General features: G+C 27.5%; 12 protein-coding genes and 1 other annotated feature (1 of these 13 cut by a window edge). Of the genes, 4 read left to right on the top strand and 8 right to left on the bottom strand.

Features of this window, described 5'->3' with window-relative positions; genetic code table 11:
- Positions 1-104 precede the first annotated feature (104 nt).
- Positions 105-977 carry a ComEC/Rec2 family competence protein gene (locus tag INR60_RS03190; RefSeq protein ID WP_194190026.1) on the top strand — a complete coding sequence of 291 codons (873 nt, stop codon included), beginning with the start codon at positions 105-107 and terminating at the stop codon, positions 975-977.
- A gap of 26 nt (positions 978-1,003) precedes the next feature.
- On the opposite strand, the gene INR60_RS03185 is transcribed toward INR60_RS03190, so the two are convergent.
- The 6 genes from INR60_RS03185 to INR60_RS03160 all read right to left on the bottom strand — a co-directional run bounded on the left by INR60_RS03185 (position 1,004) and on the right by INR60_RS03160 (position 6,509).
- On the bottom strand, positions 1,004-1,660 hold the full coding sequence (locus tag INR60_RS03185; protein ID WP_194190025.1) for a response regulator transcription factor: 657 nt from the start codon (positions 1,658-1,660) through the stop codon (positions 1,004-1,006).
- On the bottom strand, positions 1,651-2,691 hold the full coding sequence (locus INR60_RS03180; protein ID WP_194190024.1) for a sensor histidine kinase: 1,041 nt from the start codon (positions 2,689-2,691) through the stop codon (positions 1,651-1,653). The genes INR60_RS03185 and INR60_RS03180 overlap by 10 nt, the downstream gene beginning before the upstream one ends.
- A 51-nt stretch (positions 2,692-2,742) precedes the next feature.
- Positions 2,743-3,525: an ABC transporter ATP-binding protein gene (locus tag INR60_RS03175; protein ID WP_194190023.1), complete on the bottom strand. Its 783-nt coding sequence runs from the start codon at positions 3,523-3,525 to the stop codon at positions 2,743-2,745.
- Positions 3,509-4,906, bottom strand: a complete 1,398-nt coding sequence (locus INR60_RS03170) for a hypothetical protein (protein ID WP_194190022.1) — start codon at positions 4,904-4,906, stop codon at positions 3,509-3,511. The genes INR60_RS03175 and INR60_RS03170 overlap by 17 nt, the downstream gene beginning before the upstream one ends.
- A 122-nt stretch (positions 4,907-5,028) precedes the next feature.
- Complete coding sequence (locus INR60_RS03165; protein ID WP_338014999.1) at positions 5,029-5,757, bottom strand: ribonuclease H-like domain-containing protein; 729 nt, start codon at positions 5,755-5,757, stop codon at positions 5,029-5,031.
- A 14-nt stretch (positions 5,758-5,771) separates the two neighbouring features.
- Entirely contained in the window at positions 5,772-6,509 is a 738-nt protein-coding gene (locus tag INR60_RS03160; protein WP_194190021.1) for an HAD-IB family hydrolase, read from the bottom strand.
- 184 nt (positions 6,510-6,693) lie between these two features.
- Here INR60_RS03160 and INR60_RS03155 point away from each other — a divergent pair, with 184 nt between their 5' ends.
- From INR60_RS03155 to INR60_RS03145, 3 genes are read left to right on the top strand one after another with little or no spacing between them, the layout of a single operon-like run.
- Positions 6,694-6,915, top strand: a complete 222-nt coding sequence (locus INR60_RS03155; RefSeq protein ID WP_194190020.1) for a FeoA family protein — start codon at positions 6,694-6,696, stop codon at positions 6,913-6,915.
- Positions 6,916-6,930: 15 nt separating this feature from the next.
- Positions 6,931-8,694 carry a ferrous iron transport protein B gene (gene feoB / locus INR60_RS03150; RefSeq protein WP_194190019.1) on the top strand — a complete coding sequence of 588 codons (1,764 nt, stop codon included), beginning with the start codon at positions 6,931-6,933 and terminating at the stop codon, positions 8,692-8,694.
- Between the two features lie 18 nt (positions 8,695-8,712).
- On the top strand, positions 8,713-8,844 hold the full coding sequence (locus INR60_RS03145) for a FeoB-associated Cys-rich membrane protein (RefSeq protein ID WP_194190018.1): 132 nt from the start codon (positions 8,713-8,715) through the stop codon (positions 8,842-8,844).
- Positions 8,845-8,872: 28 nt separating this feature from the next.
- Here INR60_RS03145 and INR60_RS03140 read toward each other — a convergent pair whose 3' ends face one another.
- Both INR60_RS03140 and argS read right to left on the bottom strand, forming a co-directional pair.
- Positions 8,873-10,060 (bottom strand): AI-2E family transporter, encoded by a 1,188-nt coding sequence (locus INR60_RS03140; protein WP_194190017.1) that lies wholly within the window; start codon positions 10,058-10,060, stop codon positions 8,873-8,875.
- Between the two features lie 201 nt (positions 10,061-10,261).
- The gene (argS, locus tag INR60_RS03135; protein WP_194190016.1) at positions 10,262-11,956 is read right to left on the bottom strand and encodes an arginine--tRNA ligase; all 1,695 of its coding nucleotides are present in this window, start codon (positions 11,954-11,956) and stop codon (positions 10,262-10,264) included.
- Between the two features lie 53 nt (positions 11,957-12,009).
- Positions 12,010-12,061 (bottom strand) — a binding site (T-box leader) (it continues 175 nt past the right edge of the window).

Genomic DNA, 12,061 nt, shown 5'->3' with positions numbered 1-12,061 from the left:
CCTCTAAAATTACATACCATTTATAAAAATATTTTTTATCTAACTACACTATTATATAATGGTATAATAAAACAGTCTAGACTTATACTTAAAGGGAGGAATATATGAATAAAAAATTCAAATTATTAATTTCTATATTTGTAGTTTTTTCATTAACGTTTTTAGTATCTTGTAATACTTCTAAAGAAGCAAACACTAACACTTCTAGTAATATAAAAACCGAAATGAAAGTACATTATATAGATGTTTCACAAGGGGATAGTGAATTAATCCAAGTAAATGGTAAAAACATGCTAATAGATTCTGGATCTAGAACAAACGAAAAAGATTTAATAAACTATTTAAATAGTTTAAAAATCAAAAAATTAGATTATGTTATAGCAACCCATCCTCACGAAGATCATATAGGAAATATGGATGAAGTTATTAAAAACTTCGAAATTGGTGAGTTTTATGCTCCAAAAGTTACAGCAACTACTAAAACTTTTGAAGATATGATTAAAGCTCTAAAATCTAAAAACCTAAAAATAAATGTTTTAAATGAAAATACAAACAACATAGACCTTGGTAAAAACACAAAGGTAGAAGTTTTTTCTCCTAAAGAGGATTTCAAAGATAAAGATTTAAATAACTACTCACCTATTATGAAAATTACATATGGTAAGAACTCATTTTTATTTACAGGAGATGCTGAAACCCCTGTTGAAGACTATGTTTTAAGTAAAGGCTATAATATAAGTTCTGATGTATTAAAGTCTGGCCACCACGGCTCAAAAACATCTTCTTCAGAGAAGTTTTTACAAAAGGTTGACCCGTCAGTTACTATAATATCTTGTGGTACAAACAATAAATACGGACATCCAAATAAAGAAACTTTAGATAAACTTTCAAAAGTTAAAAGTAAAGTTTATAGAACTGATAAAGATGGAAATATTGTATTAATTAGTAATGGAACTGATATAGTTAAAGAAAAATAATAAAAGTACAAGCCTAGCTTGTACTTTTATTCTATTAAATAACCTCTTCCTTTAATCGTCTTAACTACATCACTTTTTAGTTTTTTTCTCAAGTTTTTAATTTGTGCATCTACTATCCTATCTGTTCCAAAATAATCATAGCCCCAAACTTTATCTAAAATTTTTTCACGGCTCAATATATTTCCTTTATTTAATATTAAAATCTTAAATATTTCAAATTCCTTTTTAAGTAGATTTAAGTTTTCTTCATTAAATTTCACTATGCATTTTTCTAAATCTAAACTATACTCTTTATAATTTATAATTTCTTTATTTAATTTGTTTGCCCTTCTTAAAATTGCTTCTATCCTAATTAAAAGCTTGTTTGGTGAAAATGGCTTAGTTATATAATCATCAGTTCCATTTTTAAAAGCTTTTATCTCAATTTCCTCACTATCTAATGCTGTAATTATAAGTGCTGGATTACTAGAAATTACTCTAATTTCTTTTAAAATATCTAACCCGTTGCCCTTTGGAATCATTATATCTATAATATAAAGATCATATTCTTTTTCATAAATTTTATTTATTGCATCTTCTCCATCAAAGCAAGTAGTTACACTAAATCCATTATAAATCAAATAACTCTCTATTATTTTATTTAAATTTTTATCATCTTCTAAAACAAATATATTTAATCCCAAGTATATTCCCCCTTTAAGTTTAATTTAAATATAACCCCATCTTTATAGTTATTAAAATAATATTTAAATCCTATAGCTTCTAAACATTCTTGTACTACATAAAGGCCTATTCCTCGTCCTGTAGCATCCTTTTTATTAGACCCCCTGTATAAAGGCTTAAATAAAAAATTTAAATCCTCTTTTGTTAATACGTCACACTCGTTATAAAAGTGTAACGTAAATCCCTTTGAATATATTTTCACCTTCGAATTGCAACTAGCATACTTAAATGAGTTTTCAATTATATTAACTAAAGCCCTCTTAAATAATCTCCTATCAGTAAAAATAGTTAATCTTTCGTCTATATCTAAGTTTAATATCAAGTTCTTATTATAAATAAATTCTTCAAACCCATAAGATATTTCCTCTATAAGCAACTTAATATTAATCTCTTCTCTGCCTTTAATTTTACAATCCATCTTAGTTACATCTAGCATTTCATTTGAAATTTGACTTAACCTTTCTGATAGTTTCCTACACTCTCTTATGTATTTATCTCTATCAGTATAGGGGTAAACTAAATCAAGCATCCCTTCTAAAATTCCATTAAGCCCTCCAATAGGTGTTTTAATTTCATGAGATAAACTAAGCATTAGCTGCCTTTTATATGTTTTCTCTTTTTCTAAAGTTCTTAAGTTACAATCGTAATCTTCGTGAAGTTTATCTATCTTTTCAGTAAGTATGGTAAATTCATCCCTAACTACACTTTCACTGTATTTATAATCTTCTCCCTTAAAAATTGAATCTATGTATTTATTTACTCCTGATATCTTTTTATATAATACACTTGATAAAAATAAAGATATGCTTATATTTGATATTATAATAAAAATAGAATAAATCACTAAAATCATAACTATTTTTTTATAAGCATCTATCTCTTTATCTAATTTAGTTAATAAATTAAATATTAAAATATTCCCTAAAAATAATGATATTAGAGTACATATAACAGAATATAATATTATTTTACTTTTAACACTTAGCTTCATTTCTTCCCCCAAATTTAATTAGGCCATGCTAAAAATAGCATGACCAAAATTTTACCCTATAACTTCTTTAAATAAATCTTCTGCCTCTTTAGAAGTTTCACTCATAACTTTTTTATAAAATTCTAATTGAGTTTCACCTTCTTTATATTCTCTAACTAAAATATTATCAATTTCACCATCTCTAATTAAAACAACCTTATCACAGTAACTTCCCATAAGTTGGTCATGCGTTACCATAACTACCGTTATCCCCTCTTCTAAATTTAACTTTTTTAAAATATCTAATATCTCAATAGACTTTTTAGAATCTAATGCCCCTGTAGGTTCGTCAGCAAAAATTATCTCTGGTTCATTACTTAGGGCTCTAGCTATAGCTACCCTCTGTCTTTGGCCTCCGGAACATTCAGAAGGATATTTTTTTAATATATCTTCTATTCCAAGTTTCTTACTTAAACTATTTACTTTGTTTATAGATTCATCCTTATCTTTTCCATTTATTATTAAAGGAGCCATTATATTTTCTTCATTAGTTAAAGTCTCTAAAAGATTGCAATCTTGAAAAATAAACCCTATATTATCTTTTCTAAATTCACTTATTTCGTAATTTGCCATATTTTTCACATTTTTATTTTTCAAATAAAGTTTTCCTTTAGTAGCCTTATCGATTGTAGATATTATATTTAAAAACGTTGATTTTCCAGACCCTGAAGGACCCATAACTCCTACAAATTCTCCGTAATTTATATCTAAGTTAATATCAGAAAGTGCCTCGTATTTATTTTTATATTCTCCATAAACCTTATATACATTCTCTAATCTAATTATTCTCTCCATAATTTACTTCCCCCCTTAAGTCTAACTCTTCCTTTTTTAAATCTTCTTTATTACTTTTATATAAATCTTTCTCTATTTTTATTTTTGTATAATTCATAACTATAATAAAGGATATTGTTATAGGAATTAATAATACCCCTAAAAGTAATATCCCGTAAGAAACTTCTGATATCTTACAAAGACTATAAACTATTATATTACCTAAAATTATTATCATAGGAATACCAAATAAAAATCCAAATACTATTAACATTTCTTTTTTAACTATCTCTAAAACTTCATCTTTTGTAAACCCTAAAAGATCTAGTTTTTTTGCACGACTATAAACATTTGAAAAGTTTAGTATACATCTATATACAATACCTGTGCATATAATAAAGCTCATTAAAGTAATTACTATAATTATATTTTCTTTCATACCAGTAAAGTTATAGATTTCCATACCTGCTTTAAGAAGTATTACTATTGATGTAACAAAAAGTATTATAAATAAATTAACCTCTTTTACATTAGATAAACCGTTAGACCAATAAATCATTCTTTTTCTCTTATATAAATAACCTGTCTTTTTTAATAAGTTTAAAAGATCTTCTTTTATATAATTAAGCCCCAAAATTGATATTATACTTATTATGGTTAGAAGATATAATAACCCGTCAGCACCTTTAAATGTAGGATTTGTAAAAGCAAATATCAAGGGTAAACTAATTAAAATTAATACTAAAAAAACTGGAACTTTTATAATTCTTTTATCATCTAATCTTCTTTCCTCTTCTCCTTTTAAAAGCCCCATAATATCATTTCTATAAACATAACCAATATCTAAAAAACTAACTATTATAAGTTGCAATGCACAATACACTATGCTTACTGTTATAACTTCTAAATCGAAGAAAAATATAGATGAATTTACTCCCATTATCATATATATAACTTTATTAAATATTGGAGAAATTAAAAATCCTATGAAGCACCCAACTAAAGCACCTCCAAAACAACTTCTTAGATTTGTGTAAAGCAAAAATCTAAGTGCATCAACAAAACTTCCTCCACTATAAATTAAAAAAGCTAATGATTTAGATTTCTTTTTAATAAAGATATAATTACATAATACGATTACAACTGTTGCAAAAATTAAAAGAATTAAAACATTTTCACGCATTACATATTCTAATGATAATTTTGCAATTGTTTCAGGATAATAATAACTTGCAGGAACATACCTCTCTACATATCCTGATTTTGGATAGATATTATAATTATATATCATATTTATAATATTAAATAAGCAGATACTAATTATAATAATTACTCCTGTAAACAAATTATTTTCTTTTTTTTCGGAATTAAAAATATTTCGAGTAAATGAATAAATCCCCATTCCCTTTCCCCTTTCCTCTTATTACCATTATAATAAATCTTCAATATGAAATTAAAATGAAATAACTAAAAAAAAACAAATTCTAAATCTAGAATTTGCTTTTTTAAGTATTTATTATTAAATTAAACTTCTTCTATTTCTTCATCTAAGACTTCTATTTCTTCTGCTTCTTCTATTTCCTCTGTTTCTTCATCTAAAACTTCTGTTTCTTCTTTTATATATTCATTCCAAGTAGTAAATATATAGTATAGATTCACTACATCTTGTTCGTTATATAAAAGAATTTTTTGAATTTTACCTTCTGGCATTCTTTTTATATAATCGCTATCTTTTAAAACCTTATGGAAAGTCTTAGCTAAATTTGAACCACTAATAACTTCCCCTTCTCTTTCGATACCAAAAATCTTTTCTAATTTTTTTAGCCCTATAGAAGTCTTCATATATTTTTCGTAATATTTTTGTAAATCAACTGATTCAAAATTTTCATTGAAATCATATTCAATTGAGTACTTTTTAAATAAGTAGTTAATAACTGTGAAATCATTATTACCTGAAAAACTAGATATTCCCTTTTTCCCTTTTTCTTTCATATCTTCAAAATATCTTAATGCTAAAATTAATATATCTTTTATTTCTTTTTTATTTTCGATCATATATTGAGTAGATGTTAAGGTATTATCTTCTTCATTAAATACACATGCCCCAAATACACCAATGCATTTTGGCTTTTTGTAAACATAATGTTCTAAATCAAAAAATATTATATCTTCAGGCATTAAATTACTATTCGTTTCTAAAAACTTTTCTTTAATTCCTCTTTCTACATTAATAATGTCCTCTTTTATAATCACAGCACCACTCTTTTCTACTCAACTATTTGAATTTCATCTACATTTAATTTATATGTCACGTCTTTTCTTTCAACTATAACATTTATTCTTGATTTTAATTTTTCATCATTCATAACATTTTTTAATAGTTCTCTAGTTGGATTCATACAATAAGGATTTTGTACGTTACAAAGCATTGTATAATCACCCGCTGTATCACCATACGCGTAGCTATTTTTTAAATCTATGTTATATTTTTTTGTAAGTTCGTTTATAGCTTTTTGCTTACTTTCACTATCCCACATAGGAATAACGTCTCCTGTGTAGTTTCCTTCTTCATCTAAAGTGTAAACTGCACCTTTATAATCATCAAAGTCGTATTTGTTTGCCATTTCGCTAACGAGTTCTAAAGGAGAACCTGAAACTGCAATAACTATATGCCCTTGTGATTTGTGCCATCTTATTCTATCTCTAGTAAAGGTATATACTCTGTCACCTTTTTGCTCTATAACTTTTTTTGCTATAAACTCCATTTGATCTTTTTTAAAGCCTTTAATAGCATCTACATATATATCTACCATTTTTAAAAGGTAATCATCGTAATCCCCTTGCCTTTTATCCCACTTTAAAAAATCTGGTCTTACTTCATTATACCATTTTTCTGGTTCTATTAATTCATATTTAATCATCTTTTTAAATACTTCTGTAATTAATCCTTCTCTATAGATAGTTCCATCTATATCGAAAAATGCAGCTATGTTCTTTTTCATCATTATTTCCTCCTTAGCTATATCCTTTCTTAATATTATACTTAATTTCTTCCAATTTGCAAAAGTAATATGAATAATTATTAATAATATTTCATTTGCAAAAATAGGAATTACCCATTGACCTTTTACCTTCACTAGAGTATTATAATAATGTTATGATATTGATTTTCATTGTGAGGTGTATGTGATGAACTTAAACGGATTAAGACCTGGCGAGTCAGGTATAATAGAGAAAATAGAAGGTAATAATAAATTAACTAAGAGACTTTTTGCTCTTGGTTGCATAGAAGGAACTGAAGTTGAAATGAAAACTATAGCTCCTCTTGGAGACCCTATAATAATCAACTTTAGAGGCTTTGATTTAGCTATAAGAAAAAAAGATGCAGAAAATATTATCTTAAGTGCATAAGGAGGAATTAAACGAATGATTAAAATTGCACTTTTAGGTAACCCAAACGTTGGTAAAACTACTTTATTTAACGAACTTACAGGTTCTAAGCAATACGTAGGTAACTGGCCTGGTGTTACTGTTGAAAAAAAAGAAGGTTACTTTGACGGTAACTCTATTGTAGATCTTCCTGGTATTTACGCTATGGACACCTTTTCTAATGAAGAGAAAGTAGCTAAAAACTTTTTAGAAAATGACGAAGTAGATCTTATCTTAAATATAGTAGATGGATCAAATTTAGATAGAAACCTTTATTTAACTACTCAACTAAAAAAATATAACAAGCCAATAATTCTTGCTATTAATATGATTGATGTAGTTGAATCTAGAGGTCACAAAATAGATTACGATAAACTTTCAAAAGAATTAGATGTAACTGTTATTCCTATTTCTGCTTCTAAGAAAAAGGGATTAGGTGCTTTAAAAGAAATTATCAAAAATAATTCTTTTAATAAACCTACTAATTCTTTAGATTTTGATTTTAAAACTGAAAAAGAAGCTTATACATACATTGAAAAAGTGGTAAACAAATGTGTACTTAAAAATGATTCAGATTCAAAAACATTAACTCAAAAATTAGATAAAATTTTGTTAAATCCAATTTTAGCTTATCCACTTTTTATTTTAATTATGGTGCTTATGTTCCAGTTTACTTTTTCTTGGGTTGGACAGCCTATTTCAGATAAACTAGACCTTTTGCTTAACGAATCATTTATGCCGTGGCTTACAAGTGCTTTAGCTAGTACTTCACCTTGGTTCCAATCATTAATAGTTGATGGTATCGTAGGTGGTGTTGGTGGAATAATTGTATTACTTCCTATTATTCTTGCATTATTTATATGTATAACTTTCTTAGAAGATAGTGGTTATATGGCAAGAGTTGCTTTCTTAATGGATAAACTAATGAGAAAGATGGGACTTTCAGGTAAAGCATTTATTCCTATGATTGTAGGTTTTGGTTGTACTGTTCCAGCTATTATGTCAGCTAGAACTTTAGAAAGTGAAAAAGATAGAAAACTTACAGCACTTTTAGTTCCTTTAATGTCATGTAACGCAAGACTTCCAGTCTACGCTTTATTTGCATCAATATTCTTTCAAAAGAATCAAGGACTAATTGTTGCTTCACTTTACCTTTTAGGAATTGTAGTTGCTTTTTTACTTGGAATACTATTTAAAAGTACTATCTTTAAAAAAGATGAAGAACCTTTTATAATAGAATTACCAAACTACAAGCTTCCTCAATTAAAATCTATAGCTAAACAAACATTTGATAAAGCTAAAGGATTTTTAAAGAAAGCTGGAACTATAATATTTGCAATGAGTGTAGTTATTTGGTTTTTATCAAACTTTAACTTAAACGGAATGGTTGAAAATATAAATGATAGTATACTTGCACAAATCGGATCTTTAATTGCACCAATTTTCTCACCACTAGGGTTTGGAAACTGGCAATCTGCTGTATCATTACTATCAGGTTTACTTGCAAAAGAAACAGTTATTTCTACAATGGAAATAATATTTAGAGGTGATTTAAACGTACTTTTACCTCAATTCTTTACAGCAATTTCAGCATACTCATTCTTAATATTTATATTACTATATATTCCTTGTATCTCAGCTGTAGGTACAATGAAAAAAGAATATGGAACAAAGATGACTCTTTTCTCTTGCACTTACCTATTTGTAGTAGCTTGGATTGTTTCATTTATTTTCTATCACGTTGCAAACTTAATTGTATAGTGTAAAGGAGATGACTTTATGGAAATCTTAATAACAGCCGTAATTGTAGTTATAGCTGCATATATAATATATAAAAATATTAAAAAATCATCTAAAGGGGAATGTAACTGTGGCACTTGCCATAAGAATTGTCCTTCAAGAAAAAAATAAGATGTGGCTTAAAGCCACATCTTATTTTTTATTCTTTAGAATCTTCTTCTGTTTTATCTTTTTTTACGTATTCATTTAACTCTTTAATATTTTCATCACCTAGATATTCGTCTATATCGTTATATCTGCTTTTAAAGAAAAGTATTAACTTATCATAGTAAACTTTAATAGTTGCAACTGTAGGCGATGCTAGAAGCATTCCGATAGCTCCAAAGAATCCTCCTCCAATTGTTACACCAAGAATAATTAAAAATGGTGAAATACCAACTCTGCTTCCTACTATCTTTGGCTCTAAAAACCATGCGTCGAATTGTTGAACTGCAAGTAAAAATACAAATACTATTATTGCAAGCATCGGAGATACAAATACTGAAACAGTAGCACAAACTACCATCCCAACAAAAGGTCCAAAGTATGGAATCATATTTGTAAATCCTACTATTATTGCAAGTAAAATAGCATATGGAACTTTAAATATTATAAGCCCAACTAAAGATATTATTCCTATTATTAGTGAATCTAAAGCCTTACTACCTATATATAAACCTATCATCTGGTTGTAAGTTCTTAAAACTCCAAGTATGTTTCTAGTCTTTTCTTTTTTAAATACCATTGTCATCATTATTTTAACTTGTTTAATTAAGTTATCTTTATCAGCTAAAACGTATATTGAACAAAGGAATCCAAAACCTATCATAACTATATCAGCAGTAATGCTAAGAAGTGATCCTGCTAGACCTTCTAATAGAGATATAAAAATTGTTCCAGCTTTTGTAGAAATGTTTGTAATTATATTTAAAACTCCAGCATCTTTTAAAATAGTATACATTTTATCATCTTGAAGAGCTGAATTTATCCACCCTTGAACAGTAGTTATATATTTTGGAACTTCTGTAGTTATTGAAATTATACTATCTATAACAACTGGAACTACATAAACTCCTACAAGTACAATAATTCCTGTAACTAAAACATAAGTTAATAATACTGCTAACCCTCTTTTTAGTCTTAATCTCTTTTGGAATAATTTCATTATTGGATTTAAGACATATGCAAATACAAATGCATATATAAAAGGCATAATCACACTAAAAAACTTACCAATAAAATCTAATATCTTTGAGTGGTTTACAAATACTTCATACCCAATAAATACTACAAGCACTAGTAAGATTATGTCTTTTATCTTAATGTTTCTATCTAGTCCTAAACGCACTTTAACCTCCCCCTTATCTTATTTAGTTTTATTATCTAATTGATTATACCATATTAAATTGTTAAGGACTTTAATAAATGCTTAAGTTTTTATATTTAACATATTTTTAGCAATTGTCCTTATTTCTTAAATAATTGACTAATTTTTTAATTTTTATACTTTCCTTCAGATAAAAAAAGAAGCCAATTAAGGCTTCTTAAATTACATTTTTTCAACTACTTCTATACCTAGTAGTCCTAAACCATTTTTGATAACTTGTAAACTTGCTTTAACAAGACTTAATCTAGCTTTTTTAAGGTTTTCGTCTTCTAGATTTAATACAGAATGAGCATTGTAGAACTTATTGAATGCTTTAGCTACTTCTATAACATATCTTGAAATAACTGAAGGTTCTAATTTTTCTACAGCTTGGTGTATATTCTTTTTGAAACTTTCAAGAGATTTTATTAATTCAAATTCTTCTTTTGAGTTTAATAGTGAATAATCAGGGTTTTCTAAGTTAATACCTTTAGCTTTTTCTAATATACTATTACCTCTAGCGTATGAATATTGAACGTATGGTCCAGTTTCCCCTTCAAATGAAAGTATTTCTTTCCAATCAAATATTATATCTTTTTCTCTTGAATTTTTAAGGTATGTGAATAAAACTGCACCGTATCCTATTTTTTTAGCAACTTCTTCTTTGTTTTCAAGTTCTGGATTCTTTTCATTTATAACTTCAAGCGTTTTTGAAACTGCTTCACTTAAAAGTTCATCTAAAAGAATAACTTTTCCTTTTCTAGTTGACATTCCACCATCTGGGAACTTAACTAACCCAAATCCTACGTGAACACAATCTTTTGCCCAATCCTTACCTGCAAGTTCTAATACTTTAAAGAATTGTTTAAAGTGAAGTGCTTGAGGTGAACCTACTACGTATACACACTTATCGAAGTCGTAAGTGTTTTTTCTGTAGTTAGCTGCAGCTAAATCCCTAGTAGCATAAATAGTTGCCCCGTCTCCTTTAAGAACTATACAAGGTGGCATGTTGTATTCATCTAGCATAACAACTTGCGCTCCGTTACTTTCAACTAAAAGATTCTTTTCTTTTAGTTCATCTATTATAACTTGCATTTTGTCATTATAGAAAGCTTCTCCAGCTAATGAATCAAATTTAACATTAAGTGCATCATATACTCTATCGAATTCTTTTAAGCTAAGTGCTCTAAATCTTTCCCAAAGTGCAGTTGCATCTTTATCTCCATCTTCTAATTTTTTAAAATACATTCTTCCTTCATCTACTAATGAAGGATCTTTTTCAGCTTCATCGTGGAATTTAACATATATTCTTAAAAGTTCTGTTATAGGATCCTTTTCTAGAGCTTCTTCGTCAACCCATCTGTTATAAGCTGAAATTAGTTTACCAAATTGAGTTCCCCAGTCACCTAAGTGATTTAACCCAACTACTTTATATCCTTCTTCTTCGAATAGTTTATAAAGAGAGTTACCTATTGAAGTAGAGAATAAATGCCCTACGTGGAATGGTTTTGCTATATTTGGTGAAGAATATTCAACACAAACAGTTTTACCTTCTCCTATTTTTGATTTACCGTAATCATTACCCTCTTTTAGAATAGTTTCGATTGTTTCTTTTGAAAAATGTGCTTTATCTACAAAAAAGTTAACGTAAGGTCCAAATGCTTTTACGTCTTCAAACCCCTCTCTATTTATCTTTCCTGCAATCTCTTCTGATATCATATTTGGAGCTTTTCTCATAACCTTTGCTAATTGGAAGCAAGGAAAAGCGTAATCCCCCATCTCTGATTTTGGTGGTATTTCAATAAGCTTTTTAATATCTTCAACGTTTAGGTCAACATTTTCTTTAATTCTTTCTGCTATTAGTCCTTTATAGTCCATTTTGTATCCTCCTTTAGTCTATCTTAAAATATAAAAAACCGCCTCTTAAAAAATTAAGAGACGGAAATATTTCTAAATTATCCGCGGTACCACTCTACTTGCATA

It is taken from the genome of Clostridium chrysemydis (genome assembly GCF_015234215.1).
Classification (GTDB): Bacteria; Bacillota; Clostridia; order Clostridiales; family Clostridiaceae; genus Clostridium; species Clostridium chrysemydis.
This window is presented reverse-complemented; position numbering and strand designations above follow the sequence as displayed.

What these genes read in the sequence shown, in the direction of transcription:
- INR60_RS03190 (WP_194190026.1), top strand. Translation starts at nt 105, where the DNA reads ATGAATAAAAAATTCAAATTATTAATTTCTATATTTGTAGTTTTTTCA.
- INR60_RS03180 (WP_194190024.1), bottom strand. Translation starts at nt 2,691, where the DNA reads ATGAAGCTAAGTGTTAAAAGTAAAATAATATTATATTCTGTTATATGT.
- INR60_RS03175 (WP_194190023.1), bottom strand. Translation starts at nt 3,525, where the DNA reads ATGGAGAGAATAATTAGATTAGAGAATGTATATAAGGTTTATGGAGAA.
- INR60_RS03170 (WP_194190022.1), bottom strand. Translation starts at nt 4,906, where the DNA reads ATGGGGATTTATTCATTTACTCGAAATATTTTTAATTCCGAAAAAAAA.
- INR60_RS03160 (WP_194190021.1), bottom strand. Translation starts at nt 6,509, where the DNA reads ATGATGAAAAAGAACATAGCTGCATTTTTCGATATAGATGGAACTATC.
- INR60_RS03155 (WP_194190020.1), top strand. Translation starts at nt 6,694, where the DNA reads ATGAACTTAAACGGATTAAGACCTGGCGAGTCAGGTATAATAGAGAAA.
- feoB (WP_194190019.1), top strand. Translation starts at nt 6,931, where the DNA reads ATGATTAAAATTGCACTTTTAGGTAACCCAAACGTTGGTAAAACTACT.
- INR60_RS03145 (WP_194190018.1), top strand. Translation starts at nt 8,713, where the DNA reads ATGGAAATCTTAATAACAGCCGTAATTGTAGTTATAGCTGCATATATA.
- argS (WP_194190016.1), bottom strand. Translation starts at nt 11,956, where the DNA reads ATGGACTATAAAGGACTAATAGCAGAAAGAATTAAAGAAAATGTTGAC.